Source organism: Sorangium sp. So ce381 (genome assembly GCF_051473845.1).
GTDB lineage: Bacteria > Myxococcota_A > Polyangia > Polyangiales > Polyangiaceae > Sorangium > Sorangium atrum.
The window spans coordinates 9,331,890-9,355,458 of record NZ_CP150336.1 but is presented as its reverse complement, the minus strand read 5'-3'; the positions used below and the strand labels follow the sequence as shown (position 1 = coordinate 9,355,458).

At 74.0% G+C, this 23,569-nt stretch carries 11 protein-coding genes; 6 read left to right on the top strand and 5 right to left on the bottom strand.

Annotation, left to right across the window (positions count from 1 at the left end; translation table 11 throughout):
* Nucleotides 1-747: 747 nt before the first annotated feature.
* Nucleotides 748-1,425, top strand: coding sequence for a DNA alkylation repair protein (locus WMF29_RS35030; RefSeq protein WP_437324451.1), 678 nt, complete (start codon nucleotides 748-750; stop codon nucleotides 1,423-1,425).
* Nucleotides 1,426-1,986: 561 nt separating this feature from the next.
* Here WMF29_RS35030 and WMF29_RS35025 read toward each other — a convergent pair.
* From WMF29_RS35025 to WMF29_RS35015, 3 genes are all read right to left on the bottom strand, one after another.
* A complete protein-coding gene (locus WMF29_RS35025; RefSeq protein WP_437324450.1) occupies nucleotides 1,987-2,223 on the bottom strand; it encodes a hypothetical protein in 237 nt (78 codons plus the stop codon).
* A gap of 63 nt (nucleotides 2,224-2,286) precedes the next feature.
* Entirely contained in the window at nucleotides 2,287-2,520 is a 234-nt protein-coding gene (locus WMF29_RS35020; protein ID WP_437324449.1) for a hypothetical protein, read from the bottom strand.
* 131 nt (nucleotides 2,521-2,651) lie between these two features.
* Nucleotides 2,652-3,845, bottom strand: a complete 1,194-nt coding sequence (locus WMF29_RS35015) for an FAD-dependent monooxygenase (protein ID WP_437324448.1) — start codon at nucleotides 3,843-3,845, stop codon at nucleotides 2,652-2,654.
* Nucleotides 3,846-3,929: 84 nt separating this feature from the next.
* Here WMF29_RS35015 and WMF29_RS35010 point away from each other — a divergent pair, with 84 nt between their 5' ends.
* The gene (locus WMF29_RS35010; RefSeq protein ID WP_437324447.1) at nucleotides 3,930-4,886 is read left to right on the top strand and encodes a LysR family transcriptional regulator; all 957 of its coding nucleotides are present in this window, start codon (nucleotides 3,930-3,932) and stop codon (nucleotides 4,884-4,886) included.
* 71 nt (nucleotides 4,887-4,957) lie between these two features.
* Here WMF29_RS35010 and WMF29_RS35005 read toward each other — a convergent pair whose 3' ends face one another.
* Nucleotides 4,958-5,686: an enoyl-CoA hydratase/isomerase family protein gene (locus tag WMF29_RS35005; RefSeq protein ID WP_437324446.1), complete on the bottom strand. Its 729-nt coding sequence runs from the start codon at nucleotides 5,684-5,686 to the stop codon at nucleotides 4,958-4,960.
* A 679-nt stretch (nucleotides 5,687-6,365) separates the two neighbouring features.
* On the opposite strand from WMF29_RS35005, the gene WMF29_RS35000 reads away from it, so the two are divergent.
* The 4 genes from WMF29_RS35000 to WMF29_RS34985 all read left to right on the top strand — a co-directional run bounded on the left by WMF29_RS35000 (nucleotide 6,366) and on the right by WMF29_RS34985 (nucleotide 22,602).
* The gene (locus WMF29_RS35000; RefSeq protein WP_437324445.1) at nucleotides 6,366-8,093 is read left to right on the top strand and encodes a leucine-rich repeat domain-containing protein; all 1,728 of its coding nucleotides are present in this window, start codon (nucleotides 6,366-6,368) and stop codon (nucleotides 8,091-8,093) included.
* A gap of 545 nt (nucleotides 8,094-8,638) precedes the next feature.
* Entirely contained in the window at nucleotides 8,639-9,190 is a 552-nt protein-coding gene (locus WMF29_RS34995) for a hypothetical protein (RefSeq protein ID WP_437324444.1), read from the top strand.
* Between the two features lie 579 nt (nucleotides 9,191-9,769).
* The gene (locus WMF29_RS34990) at nucleotides 9,770-21,913 is read left to right on the top strand and encodes a tetratricopeptide repeat protein (protein ID WP_437324443.1); all 12,144 of its coding nucleotides are present in this window, start codon (nucleotides 9,770-9,772) and stop codon (nucleotides 21,911-21,913) included.
* Between the two features lie 350 nt (nucleotides 21,914-22,263).
* The gene (locus tag WMF29_RS34985) at nucleotides 22,264-22,602 is read left to right on the top strand and encodes an HU family DNA-binding protein (protein ID WP_012239209.1); all 339 of its coding nucleotides are present in this window, start codon (nucleotides 22,264-22,266) and stop codon (nucleotides 22,600-22,602) included.
* A 203-nt stretch (nucleotides 22,603-22,805) separates the two neighbouring features.
* Here the strand turns inward: WMF29_RS34985 and WMF29_RS34980 are convergent, their stop codons facing one another.
* A complete protein-coding gene (locus WMF29_RS34980; protein ID WP_437324442.1) occupies nucleotides 22,806-23,420 on the bottom strand; it encodes a hypothetical protein in 615 nt (204 codons plus the stop codon).
* Nucleotides 23,421-23,569 lie beyond the last annotated feature (149 nt).

The following is a 23,569-nucleotide window of genomic DNA, read 5'->3' as shown; positions in this document are numbered from 1 at the left end:
TGAGCCCGCCGGCGCAGGGATCGCCGGCGTTGCAGGCCTCACATTCGGCCGGTGTGGTTCCTTCGCCGGTTGCTCCGCCTGAGGTTCCTCCGCCTTCGCCGGTTGCTCCGCCCGACGCCCCTCCGCTGCCGCCCGAGTTGCCCGCGGCGGCGGTCGTGTTCCCAGCGTCGCTCCCAAGGCCGCCGCTCGCGCCCGTTCCTCCGCCCGATGTTCCGCCGCCTGTCGCTCCGGTGCCTTCCGCGTGACCCGTGCCTCCGGAAGAAGGCCGGGGGTCCTCCTCGCGGACCGTGCTTCCGCAGCCGAGAAGGACGATTCCGCCGATGAGGAAGCCGCTGACCTGGCGGTGCGCTGGCCGCTGGCGATCGTGGCTTGAATGCATGCTGACCCCACTGCCCCCGCGCAGCGCGAGTGCTGGAGTATCGTACGCCACCCTGCTGAGGAAGTCGGTTGGTTCCTCGAGCTGGCCCGCGCTTTTGGTGTGAATGATAGATTGTGGCACCGCTGCTCGCGGCGATGTGCCGGCGCCGCGATGCGAGCGCCCCCTGCGGCGTACTTTCGTACGCCTCACGCGTCTGCCTAGCGGCTGAGCCCGTATCCCACGAATCCTGCTCCCCGCTGTAGTCGTCCTCGCGGGGGCATGCCGGCCCTCCTGGAACAACGACGCTGGTTCAACGACCAGTCCGCGTCGCGACCCGAGGCGACGCCGCGCCGCTGGACGGCGCCCGCGGATACGGCTAGCTCGAGGCCATGGACCTCACCAACGTCATGCGGGACCTCGCCGCGCTGAGCAATGACAAGATGCGCGAGGTCAACGCCCGCGCGGGAGACGCCCACGGCGTGAACCTCACCCAGCTCCGCGCGCTCGCGAAGCAGCTGAAGACGGACCACGCCCTGGCCGGCGAGCTGTGGCGCACCGGGGACCCAGACGCCCGCCTCCTGGCGACGCTCGTGTTCAAGCCAAAGTCCTTGTCGGCGGACGAGCTGGACGCGATGGTCCGGGAGATCGGCTATCCCAAGCTCCTCGACTGGTTCCTCGTCAACGTGGTCAAGGCGTCGCGCCACGTCGAGGAGCTGCGTGTCCGCTGGAAGGACTCCGCGAGCGAGCTGGTCGGGCGCGCCGGCTGGAGCCTGACGACGGATCGCGTCGTGAAGAGCCCAGCCGGCCTCGATCTCTCCGCGCTGCTCGACCAGATCGAGGCGGAGATGAAGGCGGCGCCGGGCCCGAAGCAGTGGTCGATGAACCACTGTCTTGCCGAGATCGGCATCCACAACCCCGGGTTGCGCGCCCGCGCAGTGGCCATCGGCGAGCGGCTCGAGGTGCTCAAGGACTACCCGGCGTCGCCTGGCTGCACGCCGCCGTTCGCGCCGGTCTGGATCGCGGAGATGGTGCGGCGGCAGAAGGCGGCGAAGACGCGGGGCAAGTGACGGGGCGGCTCGATCTGGACGGCGAGTTGCGGGGAGTCGTACAGCCGCTTTGCGCGATTTACGGGGGGTCGCGCGCCAGCCATGAGAGCGCCGCTCCGGCCGGCCGAAGCGGGCCAGTGGCCGGCCATCGGACGCTCGGCCTGCCGTGAGGCGCAACGCGACGGAGGACAGTAGAACAATCCAATTGCAACAGGAGTAGATTGCGCCGGGGAGGAGGATGAACGCGCACTCCCGTGCTGGATGATTCCATGATGTGATGTCAGACCATCGCGCGCCGGCATCGGGTGCACGGAATTGGTGAGGACAGATGTTGCGCTTTGCGATGCTGCACACTAGACTCCGATCAGCGAGATGCAGTCACGGGATAGGTGACGTGAAACGCCGTCTGTGACGAGCTGATCGGCGCAGCCGCGGCGCATGGCGCGATCCGACGTGGCATCAATCGGCGCGCGTTGCGGCGTGCCGTCGCAAGCGAGTCGACATTTTTCGATCGGCTCACCCTCCTTCCCCCTCGACGCGGGCAAGCCGCATCCATCGAAGCGGACGAGCCGCTGGCAGGCATCACACCCACAACAGCAAAAGGATGAAGAACATGCGAACAGGGTCATTGGCAACAGCGTTCCTCGCGTGCGTCGCCCTCGTCAATGCGAGCTGCGCGATGGACGCGTCAGACGGAGATGCGTCGGACGGCACGGAGGAGACCGGTGACGCGACGTTGGCCTCGACGGTGTCGGGCTGGACGGAGTGGTCGTCGGGGAGCTGCGGAATCGGCGGATGCACCCCCATCGTCTCGCCCACGTGCGCGAACGGGAGCTTCGCGACCCGCTGGGAGAGCAATTCGTCTCGATCCCAGTTCCGGATCTATTGTACGCCCGGTCCATCGTCCACGACGAACCACGCCTGGACGACCGATTGCCCCAGCGATAAGGTCGCGACGGGGGTCCAGTGCGTCACGAGCAGTGGCCAGGGATTCTGCTCGCCGGCGACGATCCGGTGCAGCACGCCCGGGGGGGATTGGGGTACCGGCTCCCCGTCGTCCCAGAGCCCGACCTCGATCGGCACGAATCGATACCAGTGTCCCGATACACCAGTCACGGGGTATGGATACGTGGACCGCATCAACTACACGGGTGGAGTTTGCGGCACGCTGTGGGGGCCGCTCCCCTGATGCGACCTCCGGCTGCTCCCGTCGCGCAGGTCCCGGCCGCGTTCACGGCTGATGGATTTCATGAGCGCCTCACCAGACCCTCGTAGGGCTTGAGCGCGAACGGCAGCGTCAGCGCTCCGAAATCCGGTAGGCCGCCCGTGATCGCGTCCTCGGTCGGCGGTCCGTCTTGCCTGGCATCCTGCTCCAGCGCGATGTCCTGATTGCGAGTCACGTAGGCGCGCAGATCGTCCTCGTACGAGGCGATGCCACTCACCAGATCATCCCTGTGCGCGGCGAGCTCACCAGCCAGGACGTAGGAGCCGACCATCGCGACCGAGGTGGCTTGACCCGTGCCCAGAGAGACGGCGTAGCCAGCATCGCCGACCAACACGATGCGCCCGCGCGACCAGGTGCTCGTGCGGACCTGGCTCAGCGAGTAGAAGTGGAAGTCGGTCGCGCGCATCATGTGCTCGACGATCTGCGGGATCATCCATCCAGCGCCCGCCACGCGCTCGGCCAGCATCCGCTTCTGCGCGTCGATGTCGCGAGCGTCGTAGGCGAGCCCCTCCGGGGCGTTGAAGCCGAGGTAGGTCCTCGCGTTCACATCCCTCCGCAACCCCATGACCAGCGCGCCCACGGAGTCAGGCTGCCGGTACATCACCTGCCAGCGCTCGAGGCCGAGGAAGTTCGGCATGCCGAAGGTGGCGACGTACAGGTCGCCGACGGCACGGAGGAACTGCTCGTCGGGGCCGAAGGCAACCCGCCGCACCCCCGAATACAGTCCATCGGCGCCAACCACGAGGTCGAAGCGGCGCGGCGTAGTGGTGGCGAACGTGACGTCGACGCCCGACTCGTCCTGGGTCAGCGACGCGATGGAGTCGCCGAAGACGTACTCGACCCGGCTCCCAACGGCTTCGTGAAGCACCTGACAGAGGTCGTCCCGCAGGATCTCGACATCAGGGCTGTCGAGCCGGCCGCCCGTCAACGTGCTCTCGGTGCTGCGGAAGAGCTCGTTGCCGTCCGCGTCGACCACGGCGATGCCCGTCAGCCTCGTGCTGCGATCGCGGATCGCGGGGAGGATGCCCATCCGCTCCGCGACCTCGAGGGCCGGACCGCGCACATCGAGCGCGTGGCCGCCCGGCCGCAGATGCGGCGCGCGTTCAACCACGGTGACCTCGAAGCCATAGCGGGCGAGCCAGTAGGCGGTGGTGAGACCGGAGATGCTGGCGCCGGACACCAGCACGCGGGGGGACGTTGGACTCGTTGTGCTCATGAGAGCTTACGTACGCTTCATGTATCGAGCCGTCCAAGACATTGATTTGGCTGGTATGATACCTTCAAGGCAACGGTCGAACCCATGGAACTCCGACACCTGCGCTATTTCGTGATCATCGCCGAGGAGCAGAGCTTCCGGCGGGCCGCCGAGAGGCTCCACGTCTCGCAGTCGCCGCTGAGCCGGCAGATGCAGGACCTCGAGGAGGAGATGGGCGTCGAGCTCTTCGAGCCCGAGGGACGTGGCATCAAGCTCACCGCCGCCGGGAAGTCCTTCGCCGAGAGGGCCCGGAGCATCCTGGCGAGCGTCGACGCGGCCGTCGACGAAGCCAAGGGGGTCGCCGAAGGGAGGCTCGGCACCGTGGTCATCGGCTTCGAATCGGGGACGACCTTCATGGGGGCGCTCTTGTCCCTCGTCGCGGCCTTCCGAAGGCGAACGCCCCGCGTCGGGCTGCAGCTCGTCCCCATGAGCAGCGTCGAGCAGTGGACGGCGCTGCGGCAAGGGACGATCGCCTTCGGCTACGGCGCCTACGCGCCCAGCGACGACGCCCTCGGCCACCTGGAGATGACCCGCGACCGACTCGGCCTGCTCCTCTCGCCTGACCACCGGCTCGCGCGCCTCAAGAAGGTTCGACTTCGCGACCTCGAGGGCGAGCGCGTGCTCCTCCAGCCACGTCAGCTCTATCCGCGGCTCCACGCGGACCTCATCACGGCGGCGCGCGCCCAGGGCGTGACCTTGCACGTGACGGCGGAGGTGATCGATCTCGAGGCGCTCATGGCGCTGGTCGCGATCGGCGATGCGGTCACCTTCGCCGGGGAGAAGATCTCGGACATGGCTTCGCAGGCCTCGATGGTGTGGCGCCCCATCGAAGGCCTCCACCTCAACCTGAGCGAGTTCGTCACGTGGCGCGCCGAGGATTCACGCGCGCCCGTCGTGCGAGCGCTGATCGAGAGCGCACGAGAGGTCCGGCTCCCCGCGCGACACGACGCGGCCCGCGTGGCGTCCAGCCCATCGAACCCGGGGCGACGCAAGAAGCGCTGAAGCTCGAGCGACGTGTCCCCTCCGCGCTCAGGAGCGCGAGCGACAGCCCTTGCGCGCCGCGCGCTGCGCGTTCATGCCGGCAGAAAGGCCTGCTTCGAGGAGAGGAGCGCGTCCATCAAAGCCTCCCGCTCGGCCGTCGGCTGCGCCGCGACCCGCTCCCACGCCTCCCTGCGGAGGCTCGCCTTGGCGAGGCGGAACGCCGCTGCGGGGCGGCCGCACGCCGTGGCGAGGAAGCGGCGCGCGTCCTCGAGCGGCTCGGCGGAGAGCGCGTCGCCGACGCCCATGTCGAAGAGGCTCGCGGGGGAATGGAGCTCCGCGCCGAAGACGAGCCTCCGGAGAGCGCGGGGGGGAGAGGCGGTGCGGGCGATCTCGAAGGCGACGCGCGGGAAGGCGATGCCCACGGCGAGCTCGGGGAGACCGACCTTGTAGTCGCCGGCGCCGAGGGCGAGGAAGTCAGCGCACATCGCGAGCAGGAGCCCGCCCGCGATCGCGTGGCCGTGAACGGCGGCGGCGAACGGCTTCGGAAAACGGAAAGCGGCGCCGAACGCGGCGTCGAAGTCGTCGAGGAAGCTTGTAAGCCCCTCTCGATCGAGCGACGCGACCTCGCGGAGATCGAGACCCGCAGACAGGCAGTTGCCGGCGCCCCGGACGAGCACGCCCCGCGCGGCGTCGTCCTCCGCGAGCCGCTGGAAGACGTCGGCCAGCTGGCGGAGCACCGACTGGCTCATGGCATTGACCTTCGGTCGGTTCAGCGTGACCTCGGCGATGCCGTCTCTGGTGAGCACCTCGACGAATTGCATGGCGAGAAGATCGCGCAGAGACGAGCTCGGCGCAAGCTCGCGCGCCGTGGCTCCCGGGCCGCGGCCCGTGGTGATCAGGCTGCGTGTGCGAGATCGCAAGCGATCCCTTCTGCAAGCGCGGCGCTCTATCAACAGATGATCCATGCGCCGGACGAACAGCGTTGACTCCACAGCCACCCTGAGCGGACCTATCAGAGGTCGCAGACGAGCGAGACGGGCATGACGCGCTTCGCGTCTCCTGCAAAATTTCCGTGCTGTAACCGCACAGTTCCAGCGCCCGGTCGTTCTTGACGCGGGATCGCGGTGAGCCCAACCTCGCGGCATGCGGAACCCGTGGTGGGTGGGCGTGTTTGCGGCGATTGCGCTCGTTCCGGCTTGTGGGGCCCGGGATGCGCTCGACATCGAGGGACCGTCGGCGGATGAAGGCGAGGTCGGAGCGACGGCAGGGGCTGGTGGTGCCGGCGCCACGGCATCGAGCTCGGGCGACCCGGCGATCGGCGCGAGTGCCAGTTCAGGCGGTCAATCCTCGGGTGGCGGGCCGGGCGTCGGTGGCGCGGGTGCCGGGGGCGCGGGTGCCGGCGGCGCAGGTGCGGGGGGCGCGGGTGCCGGTGGCGCGGGTGCCGGTGGCGCAGGTGCCGGGGGCGCGGGGGGCGCCGAGCAGGGGTGCGACCCGACCCGCGTGGAAAACGGGACCTGGAATGTCAATCGCCAGGAGGATCTCGAGAAGCTGCGCGGCGTCACTCGGCTCAATGGCAGGCTCAACATCGGCGGCGAGGTCTCCGACCTGTCCCCGCTCGCGTGTCTGACGACCATCACGGGCCGCCTCGTGATCAGCGACACCACGCTGTTGTCGAGCCTCGACGGCCTCGACTCCCTTTCCGTCGTCGGGGCGCGGCTGGAGGTCGCGCGGAACGCGTCGCTGCTCCGCCTCGGCAAGCTTCCGAACCTGAAACAGGTCAAAGGACTCATCGAGATCCGTGAGAACCCGATCCTCGAGAGCGTCGCCGGCGTCGGGCTGAACGCACATGAGGTGCACGTGATCGACAACGATGAGCTAGATTCTCTGTCAGGCTTCGAGAGGCTCGAGGAAGGGGTGCTCTTGATCCAGGGCAATGACCACCTCGTGTCGCTGGACGGGCTTCAGGGCCTCCGCCGGGGGACGCTCCGCCTGATCGACAACGATGCGCTCCTGTTCTTGCCAGGCGTCGAGAATTTCGAGGAGGGGGAGCTCTGGATCGAGGGCAACGACGGGCTGGCGACGCTGCGCGGGGTGGAGAGCCTGCGCAGCGGGCGGCTCAGCGTGATCGACAACGACGGGCTGACCAGCCTCGACGGCCTCGGGGCCGTCGAGGATCTCGAGGAGCTCGCCATCAGCGGGAACGACGGGCTCCGCGAGCTGAACGGTGTCTCGCGGCTCTCGACCGTCCAGAACCTCGTGTTGGCGGAGAACCCGCAGCTGACCTCGCTGTACGGCCTCGACCAGCTCCGCCACGCGGGATCCATCTCCATCGCGCGGAACGAGCGTCTCCGGCACCTGGTCGGGCTCGGGGGCCTCGAGACCGTCGACGGTCTCATCATCACCGGCAATTCATCGATGGGCACGCTCGCGGGCATGCTCTCGCTCCGTGGTGTCCTGTATGCCGTTATCGAATCGAATCCCGAGCTGGTGATCGCCGACGCTCTCGCGCACCTCGGCTCGGACTCGAGCGAAGTGCAGTCGATTTATTTCACCTCCAACCCCAAGCTCACCAGGATCGATCTCGGCGGCCTGACGCGCCTGCGAGAGCTGTTCATCTCCGATTGTGGCTCCCTGGCGGACCTGTCCGACCTCGCCGGCGTGACCGAGCTGTCGGTGCTCTCCCTGGGCCATAACGCCGGGCTCGTGAGCCTTACAGGCGTGGAGCAGATCTCGGCTCTCTCTCTGCTGTCGATCGCGTACAATCCCCGGCTCACGGATCTGCGGCACCTGAGCGGCCTCCGCGACGTCCGAAACGGGATCGAGATCGTCGGTAACCCCGCGCTGACCAGCCTCGACGGGCTCGGTTCGTTCAGCGCGGGCGACGGCGTGACCGAGGTCGTGAGGCTCGAAGGCAACGGATCGCTCGTGGACATCGACGCTCTGCGTGGCCTGGTCCGGGTGAGCCAGCTCGTCATCCAGGACAACGACGCGCTGCTCGGGTTGACCGGACTCGAGGGTCTGGCCGAGCTCGATAGCCTCATCGTCGAGGAGAACCGCTCGCTCGCGACGCTCCGTGGCCTGGGCGCCCGGACGATCGGTGGTTGGATCGAGATCATGGGCAACGAGAGCTTGCCGAGCTGCGAGGTCGAGGCGTTCGTGGAGCGCCTCGACTGGCCGCCCGAGAGCGTGCGCGAGGAGAACAACGGCACCGGCGCCTGCGCGCCCTGAGCCGGCGGGGAGCCGGCCGCCGCGCGAACGACACCGTCGCGCGCGCCACGCCCGGGCGCTCGAAGCGGCATTGCGCTGCGACGGCATTGGCGTCCAGCGATCCCGTTTTCCCCGCCCTGCCGAGTCGGAATGGTTGTACGGTGACGCGCGTGAAAATGCGCCTCGCTGCCGTTCTCCTCCCGTCCTGCGCGGCGGCTTCGGTCCTCGCCTGCGGTGCATCGGCTCCGCCCGCGGCCGCCCCGCCCGCGCAGGCGCCCCCTGGTGCGAGCGGCGCGGCGCCTGCTCCGGTCGTGAGCCCGGCGCCCGCCGAGCCCGCGTCGAGCGTGCGCGAGCGGCTCGGTGAACGCGTGCTGTTCGCTCGTGAAGGTCTACACGGACACCGACCGGCGTGAGCCGCGTCGTCGAGAGGATCCACCTCGCCGGCGCTGCCTCGCGCCGCGCCCGCTTCGGGCTCAGCTTCGAAGCGGCCAAGCAACGCTGTCGCTGGCGAGGAAGTGGCGTTTTACCGAGGCTCTCGAGCTGGCTCACAGGGGGACAAGAACACGATGCAAAGGACGCATTCTGTCGATGTGACGACGGCACAGGCTCTGGCCGAGGAGTGTCTGGACGCGCGCTATGGCAAAGGCAAGGTGGCCATGCTGGGCGAGCCGCTGGAGTTCGAGTCTGGCTGGGTCTCCTTCATCTGTGACGCGGAAGACGGTGAGACGTTCTTCGGGAACGCGCCGGTGATTGTCGATCGGACGGACGGGCTGGTGTACGGGATCGGCTCCGGCAATTCGGTGGAGTACTATCTGAGCGAGTACCGGAGGTTCAGGCGCAGCCTGGTGCGTGTGCGGTCGTTGGCGCAGGCGATCAGCCATGTCCTGGAGCGGGCGGACCATCATCGGGGCCTGGTCGTCGCCAGGTCCAGGAGAGGGCGCCCGAGGCTCTTCAACCTCTTCCACGTCGATGGGGAGGTCAGGGTCTTCGATGACGCGAGCGAGAGAGAGGTGCTGGGGACGATCGAACCTCAGTTCGACGAGCTATGGTTCGATTGGGATTACCGTGGCAGGGATCCGCTGGGCTATCACGAGCAATTCGACATCTACAAGGATTGAGCGGCGGCGACGCGGGGCGCGCGTGAGGCGTAGGACGCCTGCCGGGCCGGTTGCCCCGGGGCTCCGGGCGGCGGCGAGAGGGCCCTCCTCGCGGTGACGGCGAGGGCGGCCAAACGGCCGGGGGTCCTGCGGGCTCCGCTCCCCTGTTTCAGATCCACCTCGCGCCGCAGCCATCGAGGCGGTGTGCGCGCGCGTGCCCTGCAACCGAACCGCACAGCCGAGCCCAGCAGCTCCGTGAGCCCGTCCCTCCCGCAATCAGCGCCGCAGCGCGGCCGCGCGGCCCGCCACCAGGACGAACGCGCGTGCCACCGCTGTCGCATCTCCTCCTCTCTTCTGCTCCGCCAGTGCTCGACTCCACCCTCCCTCACGCTCACGCGCTTCCCGCGCCGCGCAGGGCCGCCGCCCGCGACGATCGGGCCTCCCGCCCGAGCCAGGGCCCCGTCCACGAGCCCATTTACCCATTTGGGAAACGCTCCTGTTACCTTGGGCAGCGCTCCGCAGCGCACTGCGGGCGCAGGTTCGACGGCAGCGCCGGCACGCCGGCCCCTTGCACCACCGCCAGCCGAGGTCCGGATCCACATGCAGCAGGACACGAAGAGCGCGCGCGTCTCGTTCCGTATCGACAACCTCGAAGCCGCGCTCGAGCAGGGGATCGACAACGAGGCGGCCGCGCTCGACGTGCTCGTGGCCGCGGCGGCCAAGGGGAGCCTGCACCCCGAGCTCTGGACGAAGCTCCACGAGGCCTCCGCCCGCCACGACCGGTTCTCCGAGCTCGCGTTCGCCTACGAGCGCCTCGTCGGCGAGCGGCGGTTCGGGATGCTCCCGCAGGCCGCCCAGGCCGAGGTCCTCGTGCGCGCCGCCGAGTTCCTCGCCGACTCCTTCGGCGACCCCGGCGGCGCTCGCCCCTACCTCGAGCGGGCGCTCTCGGTGCTGCCCTCGCATCAGGAGGCGTTCTTCCGGCTCGAGCGCATCCTCCAGGAGGCGAACGAGCCGCCGAAGCTCGCGGACCTCTACGCCCTCGCCGCGGGCCACCGCGCGGACCGCACCGAGCAGCTGTCGCTGCTCCACCGCGCGTTCGAGCTCGTCGACGTCAGCGGAAACGGCGCGAGCGACGAGGAGCGCGCGATCAAGCTGCTCCAGCAGATCCTCAAGGTCGACCCCGGCGACTCCTCGGCGCGCTGGGAGCTCGAGGCGCGCTACGCGCGCGCCGGGCGGCACCAGGAGATCGCGAGGATGCTCGAGCAGGCGCTCACCGCGGAGGCGCCGCCGCCCGACGCGCTCGAGATCCGCGCGCGGCTCATCGACCTCTACAGCGGCCCGCTCAAGGAGATCGAGCGGGCGCTGCCGCACGTCGAGGAGGTGCTTGCGCAGAACCCGGACCACGAGGCCGCCCTCCGCGCCGGTGAGGCCCTGCTCGCGCGCAAGACCGTCCTCGTGCGCGCGGCCGCGGCGCTCGAGGCGGCCCACGCGCGCCGCGGGGACGCCCAGGAGGCGGCGCGGATGATGGCCCTCCAGATCGAGAACCTGCGCGGGCCGCGCCGCGTCGAGGTGCAGAAGCGGCTCGTCGAGCTGCAGTTCCAGCGGCTCGGCGATCTCGCGTCGGCGTTCTCGCTGTCGGAGCAGATCCTCGCGGTCGACCCGTCCGACGAGGCGGTGCGCGAGCGCTTCGTCGCGCTCGCGTCGGCGCTCGACCGCCAGGCCGACGCGGCGCGCGTGCTCGTGCGCGCGTCGTCCGGCGCCAAGGAGAAGCCGCTCAAGGCGCGCATCGCCGCCGAGCTCGGCGAGCTGTACGAGGGCCTCGGGGACGGCAGGAAGGCGCGCGCGTCCTTCCAGCAGGCGCTCGACGGCGAGCCCGACGACGCGGCCGTGCGGCGCGCCGCCCGCGGGCTCGCGAAGCTCTGCGAGCGCGAGCGCGACGCGCGCGGGCTCGCGGGCGCGCTCGAGCGGCTCGCCGGGGCCGAGCCGGAGGCCGAGGCGCGCGAGGCCGCGGCGGAGCGGCTCGCGCGCCTCTACGAGGAGGAGCTCGGCGACGCCGCGGGCGCGATCGCGGCCTACCGCAGGCTCGCGGAGTCGGGCTCCTCGCGCGAGCCGGGCGCGCTCGCCGCGCTCGAGCGGCTGTACGAGGCCACCTCGGCGCACGAGGGCCTCGCGTGGGTCCTCGAGCGGCGCGCCGAGGCGGAGCCGGACCGCCGCGCGGCCCGGGAGCTCGCCTTCCGCGCGGCCGAGCTGCGCACCCGGCTCGCGGATCTGCCCGCCGCCGTCGCCGCATGGCGCCGCTACCTCGCGGCGTTCGGGGCGTCGCGCGAGGCGCACGCGCGGCTCATCCCGCTGCTCGAGCAGGAGCGGCGCTGGGCCGAGCTCGAGGCGCTCCTCGAGGCCGAGGCAGAGCTCGCGGCCGGGCAGGAGCGCGCCTCGGTGCTCGCCCGGATCGGCGCGATCCGCATGGCGCGGCTCGACGATCCGGCCGGCGCGATCGCCGCGTACCGCCAGGCGCTCGCGCTCGATCCGGCCGACCGATCGAGCCGGCTCGCGGTCGAGAAGATGCTGGGCGCGCCCCCCGGCAACGGCGCCGCCGGCGCGGAGTCGTCGCGGCAGAGCTCCCACCTCCTGCTGACCGACGATCAGCGGCTCGCGGCCTGCGCGGTGCTGGAGCCGATCGCGCGCGCGGAGAAGGCGGCGCCGCTGCTCGTGCGCGTGCTCGAGACGAAGGCGGAGCTCGGGCCCGTCGCGTGGGCCCCCGGCGCGTCCGCGCCGACGCCGGCCGACGTGTCGGGCAGGCTCGCGGCGCTCGAGGAGGCGGCCGCCGTGGCCGAGCGCGAGCTCAGGGACCCGAAGAAGGCGCTCGATCTGTCGGCGCGCGGGCTCTCGCTCGCGACCGCGTACGCGCCGGAGAGGCTCGCGCGGTGGGTCGCCGAGGTCGAGCGGCTGACGGAGCACGGCAGCGAGTCCGCGCGCCGCGCGCCGGCGCTCGCGGGGGCGCTCGGGGATCGCGCGGTGGACAGCCCGGCGCTGTCGCACCTCGCGCGGCGCGCGGGCGAGGCGCTGCTCGCGAGCGGCGACGTGACGCAGGCGCTCGCCCTCTACCGCCGCGCGCTCGCGTTCGAGCCCTCGTCGCTCGAGCTCATCGCGCGCGTCGACGCGCTCCTGCGCGAGCAGGGCAGCCCCGAGGAGCGGCTCGCGCTCTACCGCGAGGCGCTCGCGCAGCCGTGCGCGCCCGCGCGGCGGCGGGAGCTCTTGCACGCGATCGGCACCATCCAGCGCCGCGACGTCGGCGACCTCGCCGGGGCGGCCGCGACGTACCGCGCGGCCATCGAGGACGACCCGGGCGACGACGCGGCGTACGAGGCGCTGCTCGAGACGTACGCGGCGGGCGGCGCGTGGGGCGCGCTCTACGGCGCGCTGGCCGAGCGGCTCCCGGGCGTGGCGCCCGACGCGCGCGTCGCCCACGAGCTGCGCATGGCGGACGCGGCGGCGAGGGGCGGGGAGGTCCCGAGCGCGGTCGCGCACTACCGCGCGATCCTCGCGAGCGGCGCGGCGCTCGAGGGCGCTGCGCTCTCCGCGATGGAGGCGCTCGCGCTGTCCGCCGGCGACGCGGCGCTGCTCCGCGAGGTGCTCGAGCGGCGCGTCGCCGCCGCGGGCGATCCGCAGGACGAGGCGCTCTGGCTGGAGCGCCTCGGCGAGCTCGCGGCGTTCGGCATCCGCGCGTCCGACGCGTCCGACGCGCCCGACGCGCCCGACGCCCCGGCGGCGCAGGCCGCTCCGGGCGACCTCGACGCCGCGGTGACGGCCTGGCAGCGCGCCGCCGGGCTCGCGGAGGGGCCGCTCGCGGATCCGGAGCGGGCGCAGAAGCTCTACGAGCGCGTGCTCTCCGTCGCGCCGAAGCACCGCGACGCCGCCGCCCGCCTCGCGGCGCTCTACCGCGGGCAGGGCGCATGGGCCCGGCTCGCGGCCGTCTGCGAGGTCCTGCTCGAGACGGCGGCGTCCGACGACGAGGCGCTCGCCGCGCTCGCCGCGCTCGAGGACGCGGCGATCCGGGCGCGCGCGACGCCGCGCTTCGTCGACGCCGCGCTCGATCTCCGCGATCGCATGAGGGCCGAGGGGGAGGGGAGCGCGCCCGCCGGCAAGGCGGCGGCGCGGGTCCGGGCGATCGAGGCGGCGCTCGCGCGCGTGCTCGCCGCCGATCCCGAGCGGCAGGACGACGCCGCGTCCGTCTACCGGCGCCTGCTCTCGCCGCAGGACGACGGCGACGCCGCGCCGGGCGCGCGCGACGCCGCCGCGCTCGAGGCGTTCCGCGCGTTCCTCGCGCAGAGCCCCGACACGCTCGCGCGCCGCGTGGACCGGCGCTGGCTCTTCACGCTCCTCGTGGAGCGCGGGCACGAGGGCGAGCGCCCGAGGGCGCTCTCGGCGTGGGCCGCGTGGGAAGAGGAGATCGGCAACCGCGCGGCGGCCGCGGCGCTCTACGCCCGGCTGCTCGAGGCGGATCCCGAGAACGACGACGCGCTGGCGGCGCGGGGGCGCCTCCTCGCCGAGGTGGGCGATCACGAGGGCGCGGCGGAGGTGCTCGCGGTGCGCCGCGACCGGAGCCAGGGCGGCGCGCGGGTCGCGCTCGACGTCGAGCTCGCGACGCTCCTCTTCGATCGGCTGGATCGGCCGGCGGAAGCGCTCGACGCGGTCGCGCCCGCGATCGAGGCTGGCACGATCGAGCCAGCGGTGCTCGAGATCGTGCAGCGCGCGCTCGGGCGCCCCGAGACGCAGGCGCGCGCGGCGCTCCTCCTCGAGCGCGCGTGCGACGCGCTCGACGACGCCGAGGCGCGCGTCGCGCTGCTGGAGGCGCTCCTCGCGAGCTCGCCGGCGGACGCGGCGCCGGGCGCCGCGCTCGACGCGGGCAGCCTCGCGGCCGCGCAGCGCGCCGCCGTCCGCCGCGGCTGGTTCGAGCGCCTGCTGGAGCACCACGACCACGACGCGCCGCGCGGCCTCGACGTCGCCCTGCGCGCGGTCTCCGAGCTGCCGGGCGAGCTCGACCTCTGGGATCGGCTCGAGGAGCTCGGCCGCCGGGCGAAGCAGCCCGAGCGCGTCGCGGCCGCGCACGCCGCGGCGCTCGACGCGGGCGCCGCGCTCCCGCCCGACATCGTCGAGGAGATCGGCCGGCGGGCCGTCGAGCACCACGAGGAGTGGTTCGACGCGCCGGAGGCCGCCCTCGCGCTGCTCCGCCGGCTCGTCGAGCTCGTGCCTGGCTCGCTCTGGGGCTTCGAGCGGCTGAAGCTCGCCTACAACGCGGCCGAGCGCTGGGAGGACCTGTTCGCGCTCTACGACGCGATGCTCGAGCGCACCTCGGCGGCCGACGAGCGCGTCTTCCTCCTGGAGGACGCCGCGGCCGTCGCGCGCGACCTCGCCGGCGACGGCGAGCGCACGATGCGCTACCTCGAGCAGCTCCTCCCGCTCCAGGACGACGCGCGCACCCGCGCCGCGCTCGAGCGGCTCTACGAGCGGCACGGCAGGCACCGCCCGCTCATCGATCTCCTGTCGGCCGAGCTGCCGAGGCTCTCCGGCGACGCGGCGGATCGGCTCCGCGAGCGCGTCGCGCTCCTCTGGATCGAGGGGGTCGGCGACGCCGCGTCGGCGCTCCCCGTGGTCGAGGAGCTCCTCGACGCGCCCCCGGAGCCGCGCGCCGTCCGCGCGGCGCCGCGCTCCGTCGACGCCTTCGCGCTGCTCGAGCGGATCCTCGGGGCGCTGCCGCCCGAGCAGGCGCCCGGCGAGGCCGGCGCGCGGCAGCGATCGGCCGCGCTGCTCGCGAAGCGCTACCGCGAGGAGAAGAGGCCCACGGACCTCGTGCGCGTGCTCGAGATCCAGCTCGAGGGCGCCGACGTCGGCGATCGCCCGGCGCTGCTGCGCGAGATCGTGCGGCTCCGCCGCGACGCCCTCGGCGACGAGCCGGGCGCGTTCGCGCGGCTCGCCGAGCTCGTCGAGCTCAGGCCGTCGGAGGCCGGCGATCGCGCGGAGCTCGCCGAGCTCGCCGAGCGCCTCGGCCGGCACGACCGCCTCGCCGAGGTCCTCGCCGCGGCCGAGCCGCGCGCCGGCGACGCGCGGCAGGCGCTCTCGCTCGTGCGCGACGCCGCGCTCCTGCGCCGCGACCGGCTCGGCGACGCCGACGGGGCGATCGCGCTCTTCCGCCGGCTCTTCTCGCTCGCCGAGGCGAGCGGCGACGCGGAGGCCGCGCGGGACGCCGCCCGCGCGCTCGATCGGCTCTTCGCGGAGGGCGACCGCGTCGCCGAGCGGTGCGACGTGCTCGACACGCTCGCCGCGATCGAGACGGACCCGGCGGCGCGGCGCGAGGCCCTCGGCGAGCTCGCGCGGCTCGCCTCCTCGCGGCTCGGCGACGAGGCGCGGGCGATCGCGGCGTACTCGGCGCGCCTCGTCGACGACCGCCAGGATCTCGCGGCGCTCGACGGCCTCGCGGCGCTCCTCGAGGAGGGCGGGAGGTACCGCGAGCTCGCGGCCGTGCTGGAGCGCCGCGCGGCCGTGCGCGGCGGCGCGGGCGGCCGGCGCGATCTCGGGCGCGTCGCGCGGCTCTTCGAGCGCGAGCTCGCCGACGCCGACGAGGCCATCGCCACGTGGCGCCGCATCCGCGAGGAGCTCGCGCCAGACCCGGAGAGCGGGGACGCGCTGGCCGCGCTCTACACGCGCGCGGAGCGCTGGGGCGACCTCGTCGCGCTGCTCGAGGTCGAGGCGTCCGCGGCCGGCGCGCTCCCCGGCGGGGCGGGCGCGGCGCGCAGCGTGGAGCTCTTCCAGCGCCTCGGCGACACGCACCGCGATCGCACGCTCGCGTGGGAGCTCGCCGTGAAGGGCTACCGCCGCGCGCACGAGGCCGAGCGCGACGCGCGCCGCGCGGGCGGCGAGGGCGGCGGCGGTGCGGCCGACGGCGGCGACGAGCGCGCCGCGCGCTCGCCCACGCCGCGCGCGGGGCTCGAGGAGCTGCTCCGCCGCATCGACCCGGCGTCGGCCGAGCACCGCGGCGCGCTGGTCGCCGCCGTCGGCGCGTTGCTCGAGATCTGCGCCGACGCGGACGACTGGCGCGGCCAGATCGCGCTGCTCGAACCGCGGCTCGCCGCGGCCGGGACGGACGCCGAGCGGGTCGCCATCCTGAAGGCCTCCGCGGCGCTCCTCGAGGAGCGAGGCGACGACCGGGAGGGCGCCTTCGATCTCGCCTTCCGCGCGTTCCTCCTGTCGCCCGGCGCCGAGCCGCCCGAGGGCCTCCTGCGGCTCACGGACCTCGCGGGCCGCTGGCACACGATCGCCGACGCGCTGCCCGAGCTCGAGCGCCGCGGCGACGTCCCTGCCGCCACGCTCCGCGACCTCACGGCCCGCGTGGGCCGCTGGCACCGCGACGCGCGCGCCGACGAGGACGCCGCCGAGCGCGCGTTCGAGCGCGCGCTCCTCCACGACCCGGCGAACCGCGCGATCCTGCTCGATCTCGCGGAGCTCCTGCGGCGACGGCGCGGGCCATCGCTCGTCCCGACGCTGCTCCGGCTCGCCGCGGCGACAGGGCACGACCTCGCCCTCTACCGCGAGGCCGTGGAGGCGGCGCGCGACGCGGGCGACGCGGCGCGGGCCCGCGAGATCGCGGCGGAGCTCCTCGAGATCGCCGTGCAGCGCCTCGGCGACGAGGAGGGGCAGCCCCCTGGGCCCGGCGCGTGGCCGGCCTCGCGCGCCGCTCTCTGGGTGATCGACGCGCTCGTCGGCATGCTCGCGGGCGCGGGCGACGGGCCGCAGATCGTCGCGCTGTGCCGGCGCGGCGCCGCGCTCCCGTTCGCGTCGAGCGAGCGGCGCCGGCTGCTGCGCGTCGCCGCCGAGGCGGCGGAGCCCGGCGAGGCGATCGCCCTCTACGGCGGGCTGTTCGCGGACGATCCGACGGACGAGCCGGTCGGCGAGAGCCTCGCCGCGCTGCTCCGGGCGGCCGGTCGGCGCGAGGAGCTCGTGCGCCTGCGCGAGTTGCAGATCGAGGTCTCTGGCGATCTCGAGCGCCGCGTCGCGCTCCGCTACGACGCCGCGGAGCTCCTCGCGGGCGCCACGCGCGCGTCCGAGGCGATCGCGCTGCTCCGCCGGAACCTCGCCGAGAGCCCGGGGCACGGCCCGTCGGTCGACAGGCTCGCCTCGCTCCTCGAGGCGGGCGGGCTGCACCGCGAGCTCATGCTGCTCCGCGAGGAGCAGGCGGCCGCGCGCGGGTCGGCGGACGCCGGCGGGGCGGCCGCCGAGCTCTGGCTCCAGGCGGCGTCCCTCGCCGAGCACGAGCTCAACGAGCCCGAGCGCGCGATCGCGAGCTACCGCCGCGCCGCGGACATCGGGTCCGTCGAGGCGCTCGACGCCCTCGCCCGGCTGCTCGCGCGCCGCGGCGAGCACGCGGCCGCCGCCGAGGCGCTCGAGCGGCTCTGCGCCGGCGCAGGGCCCGAGGAGCTGCACCAGGCCGCGCTCCGCCTCGCGGACGCGTACCTCGCCGCCGGCGAGCCCGATCGCGCCCGCGCCGCCCTGGAGCGAGCGCTGCCCCGCGCCGCGCAGCCCGCGCCGCTGCGCGAGCGGCTCGCGTACCTCTACCGCGCGTCGGGCGCGTGGAGCGCCCTGGCCGCGCTCATCGCGGGCGACGCCGCGCGCGCCGACGAGGCGCCGGCCCGGCTCTCGCTCCTCCGCGAGGCCGCGGACCTCTACCTCACGCGCGGCGGCTCGCCCGCCGCCGCGATCCCGCTGTTCGACGAGGCCATCGCGCTCGCGCCGGACGACCTCTCGCTGCGCCTCGCGCGGAGCCGCGCCCTCTCCGCCGCCGGCCGGACCGACGACGCGACCGCGGCCCTGCGCGGGATCATCGCCGACTTCGGCGCCCGCCGCCCCAAGGAGCGCGCGCTCGTCCACTACGAGCTCGCCCGCGTCGCCCTCGCCACGGGCGATCGCGCCCGCGCGATGGCGGAGTTCGACCTCGCGCTGCGCGTCGACCCCGCGCACCCCGACGCGCTCCACGGCCTCGCCGGCCTCGCCCTCGAGGACGGCCAGCTCGAGCGCGCGCACCGCGCCTACCGCGCGCTGCTGCTCGTCGCGCGCCGGCCCCGCGACGACGGCGAGGGGCTCGTCGGCGCGCGGCGCAGCACGATGCCGCCGACGCGCTCCAGCGTGGGTCTCCCGTCGGCCACCTCGTTCAGCCGGGCCGAGGTCCTGCTCGCGCTCGGCGAGATCGCGCGCCGGCAGGGGGCGCCCGACCGCGAGGCGGAGTACGTCGAGTCCGCCTTCGAGGCGGCGCGCGAGAGCGACGCCGAGCACGAGAAGCTCCTCGCCGCCCTGCGCGCCCGCGGGCGCCACGACCTGCTCGCGCGCGCCCTCGAGGCGCGGCTCGCCGGCCCTGCGCTCGAGCCCGCCGAGGACGCCGCCGCGGCGCTCGGCGAGCTCGCGTCGCTCTACGAAGGCCCGCTCGATCGCCCGGAGCTCGCGCTCTCGGCCCGCCTGCGCGTCCTCGATCTCACGCCGGGCGCGGGCGCCGCGCACGACGCCGCCCTCGATCTCGCGCGCCGCTCGGGCCAGACGCAGCGGTACGTCGACGTCGTCGAGCGGCTCGTCGCCCGGGCGGCCTCCGAGCCGTACGAGGTCGCGCTCCTGCTCCGCTTCGGCCGCGCCCTGGAGCTCTCGCCGGCCGATCAGGAGCGCGCCGCGGCCGTCTACCGCCGCGCGGAGGCGAAGATCGCGGCCGGCGCGCCCTTCCACGACCGCGCGGGCCGCGACGCGGGCGCCGACATCGAGCAGCTGTGGAGCTCGCTCGAGGCCATCTACGAGCGCCTCGGCGACCGCGCCGCGCAGGCGGACGTCCTCCGCAAGCGCATCGGCCTCGCCGACGCGCCGGCCGCCGCCGCGGGCGGCGCGGATCGCGCCGGGCCGCGGTACCGCCTGGCCGCGCTGCTCGCGGCAGACGCGGCGGACGTCGATCAGGCGATCTCGCTCCTCGAAGAGGCGCTCGAGCTCCACGCCGATCCGGACCGGGCCGAGGCGATCCTGCGCGACGCGCTCCGCACCGATCCGAGGAACCCGCGGGCGATTCGCCTCTTCGAGCGCCTCGCCCGGCAGAGCGGGCGGCCGCGCGCCCTCGTGGACGCGCTGCTGCTCCTCGCCGAGGTCGAGGGCCCCGGGGTCCTCGAGGAGGCCGTCCGCACCGCGCGCGCGCTCGGCGATCGCGAGCTGGCCGAGTCGATCCTGCAGCGCATCGTCGGCTCGGGCGCGCGGTCTTCGTCCGATTCGTCCGATCCGTCCGGCTCCGCGTGGGCGCTCGTCGCGCTGGCGGAGCTCCGCGAGGAGGCCGGCGATCTCGCGGCCGCCGCGTGGCTCTCCGAGCGCGCCGCGCGCGCCTCGGCGCCCGAGGAGGAGCGCGCGCTGCTCCTGCACGCCGCGGAGCTCGCCGCCGGCCCGCTCGCCGACCTCGTCCGCGCGGCGCGCCTCTACGAGGAGCTCCGCGCCCGCGAGCCCGCCGAGCGCGAGATCTGGACGCCCCTCGCCGGCGTGTACCGGCGGAGCGGTGACGCCGCGCGCCTCGCCGCGCTGCTCGAGGAGACGGCGCCCCTGGTCGACGATCTCTCCGAGCGCTGCGCGCTGCGCCTCGAGCGCGCGCGCCTCCTCGCGCAGGGGTCGCCCGAGAAGGCGGCGGCCCTGCTCCGCGACATCCTCGACGAGGATCCGACCCAGGTGGAGGCCGCCATCCTCCTCGCCACGATGCTCGAGGAGGCCGGCCGCACCGACGAGCTCGGCGAGCTCTTCGCGCTGCAGCTCGACGCCGCCAAGGATCGCGCGGACGTCGCCTCGATCGCGTCGCTCTCGATGCGCCTCGGCGCCCTCCTCGAGCAGCGCGGCGACGATCGCGGCGCGCGCGACGTCTACCTCGGGGCCGCGGACTGGGACGGCGCGAACCGCGACGTGCTCCGCGCGCTCGTGCGCCTCAGCCGGAAGCGGGACAACGCGGACGACCTCACCGACGCGCTCGAGAAGCTCCTGCGCACCGAGCAGGGCGGCGAGGCGGCCCAGCTCGCCCTGGAGCTCTCCGAGCTGCACGGCGCGCGCGGCGACGACGCCGCGGCGGAGGCCGCCCTCAAGGCCGGGTACGCCGTCTGCCCCACGAACGACCGGCTCCGCGAGGAGCTCGCGTCGCGCTACGCGGCCCGCGAGGCCTGGCACGCCCTCGCCGAGCTCCACGTGCTCACGGCGCACGTCGCCGACGCCGACGAGGCGCGCGTCGAGTCGCTCTGCCGCGCCGCCGAGATCCTCCGCGATCGCGCGGGCGACGCCGCGGCGGCGGCCGAGCTCCTCGAGCGCGCCCTCCGCGTCGCGCCCGGGGATCGCGACGTCCTGATCGCGCTCATCGACGCGTGCGGCGCGGTCTCCGACCACGCCCGCGCGGCCCGCGCGCTCACGGCGACGCTCGAGGCGAGCCCGGACGACCCGTGGCTCTACCGCGCGCGGGCCGAGGTCCACGGCGCGCTCGGCCAGGGCGATCGCGCCCTCGCGGATCTCGAGCGCGCCTACGCGCTCGGCGGCGCCGAGTACGCCGCCGAGCTCGTCGCCGAGCTCGAGCGGGCGCTCGCGCGCGCGGACCACGCGGGCGCGCGGTCCGCCGAGGCCGAGGCTGCGGGCGCGCCCAGCGAGGCCGCGGCGGAGGGGGCGGGCGCCGCCTCGCCGCGCGCGCTCCGGCTGCGCCTCGCCGAGATCCTCGCGCGCTCGGGCGACGTCGAGCGCGCGCGCGCCCACCTCGGCGATCTGCTCCACGCCGACTCCAAGGACCGCGCTGCGCTCAAGGCGCTCGCCGGCCTCGAGGAGTCCGCCGCGCGGTGGGACGCCGCGAGCGCCGTCTACCGCAGGCTCATCGCGCTCGAGGAGGGCGACGCCCTCGTCGCCACGGCGCTCCTCCTGGCCGGCGCCTGCGCGCGCGCGGGCCACCTGGGCGACGCCCGCGGCGGGCTCGAGCGCGCGCGCCGCGCCGCGCCGGGCAACGCCGAGATCCGCGACCGCCTGCGCGCGCTCTACGCCGAGATCGGCGCGAACCGCGAGCTCGCCGCCATCACGCTCGAGGACGCCGCCGCGGCCTCCGACGTGGCCGGCCGCTTCACGCTCCTCGTCGCCTCTGGCCGCCTCCTGCTCGACGTCGGCGACGCCGCGCAGGCGGCCGCGGCGCTCCGGGAGGCGCGCTCCCTGCGCCCGGAAGATAACGAAGTCGCCCTGCTGCTCGTCGACGCGCTCATCGCCGCGGGCGACTCGAGGGAAGCGCGCGCGGTCACCGCCGAGCTCATCGTGGCTGCCAAGGGGCGCCGCTCGCGGCACCTCGGCGCCGTCTACCACCGCGTCGCGCGCATCGAGGACGCCGAGGGGAATCTGCACGAGTCGCTCACGGCGCTCACGAGGGCGCTCGAGAACGATCCTCAGAACGGCGAGCTCGCCATGGAGCTCGGCGAGAGCGCGCTCGGGCTGGGGGAAGAGGACATCGCCGCGCGCGCTTACCGCGCGGTCACCCTGATGAAGATTTCCCCCGAGCCCGGCGAGGGAGGCACGACGCCCGCCGCGCGGGCGCTCGCCTATTACCACCTCGGGGCGATGGCGCTCGCGGCCGGCGACCGCCGGAAAGCGCGCCTGATGCTCGACAAGTCCGTCTCGGAGGACGGCTCGCTCGAGGCAGCCCGGGCGCTCCTCGACGAGCTGCGCGCCGGCTGAGGGCCTGTTCCGCGCGTCTCCGCGGGTATGCCCAGGTCGCGGCGGCCGCCTGCGCGGCCGCCCCAGGCGGCGCGCGCATGACGTGGAGCGCGCAAAACCGCGCCATTCCAGGCGTTTTTTGACGCTCTCCGGCCCGCGACGGCGCCGCGCCGCCGCCCTTCCCGGCGGCTGGTTCCCCCTCTGGCGCACCGCTCCGGCGCGGTCTTTCAGGGGTCCGCGCGATGCCCCGTCTCAGAAATCGCTATTTCTCCCCGCATTTTTGTCTTTTTTTGTCCTGTGTCGTGTGTAAGGTTCACTGAGGCTGTGCGCGGCGAGGTGTCGCGCGCGAGCTCATGTCCGAGGAGAGTGCCATGGCAAGTAAGAAGACGGCCGGGGGCGGCGCGAAGAAGACGTTGAGCAAGAGCGGCCTGATCCAGGCCATCACCGAAGCTGCCGGTGATGAGCTGAGCCGCAAGCAGGTGAAGAACGTTCTCGAGTCCCTCATCACGATCGGTCATCGCGAGCTGAAGAAGTCGGGCGTGTTCACGCTGCCCGGCTTCGCGAAGTTCCGGGTGGTCAAGCGCCCTGCGACGAAGGCGCGCCAGGGGATCAACCCGTTTACCAAGCAGCCGATGACCTTTGCCGCGAAGCCGGCGAGCAAGTCGGTCCGCGCTCGGCCGATCAAGGCCATCAAGGACGCGCTCCTGTAGTCTTACGGGATCTCCCAGCGGAGCGCAGGGCGGCCACGGCGACGTGGCCGTTCTTGCTCCATGGCCTCGGCGCACCATCGCCGCGGCGGCGGAAGGGCGTCCAGCGCGCGCAGCGGGGCGGCCCCGTCGCGTGCCGGCAACGCGCGCCGCCGCCGGGGGGCCGGGCGGCTCGATGCCGCCGCCGCCCCCGCGGCGAGGTCAGCTCACTTCTTGCGGCTGTAGGCCTGCGCCGCCACCGGTCCCGAGCCGGTGCGCGCCTTGACAACCAGCTTGGCCGTCGCCGCGATGGGGAACGGCCATTGGTAGCAGCTCTGCTTGGCTCCGATGGCGGCTGTCGGGCCGGTGTCCGAGTCGACGGCGAGCACCGGTTTCAGGTTGAACGCAGCGAGCCCTGGCTGCCCTCCGGCGTTCAGATCGAGCTCCAGCTGGATGTCCACCTCGGTGACGGTGGGGAGCGCCTGCGCCAGGAACGTATAGCAATAGCCGGGCTGGAGCATGAAGGTCTGCCCCGAGGCCGTCTGTCCCTCGGGCACCACGCTGCAGACGGGCGCCCCTTCCGGCTGCATCTTCGGCGCCTCACCGGCGGCGCGGCCCTGGAACATGGTGGTCATCGCGAGCGACTGGACTCCATCGCAGGGCGCTACCGTGGGCGCCGCGACCGGGGGCAGGCCGGCGTCCGGGGGCGGCACGGACGCTGTCGGCTGCGGGGGCGGCGGCGTCCCCGCGTCCGGGGCGTCGTCCGCGAACTCCGACTCCTTGCTGCTGCCGCCGCAGCCCAGCGCTGCCGCCCAGAGAGCCAGGAGCACTGCTGAACCCAACGACCTACCCGTCACCGTCATCTGCGGCCTCCTCGCGCACAGCCCTGCCGCACGCCGCGGCCCCTCGTTGGGACAGCTGTGCTCGCGGCGCTCATACACCCGCCAGAGGGCGGGGGCTATGTGCGAGGCGTCTTGCGCGGCTGCGCCGG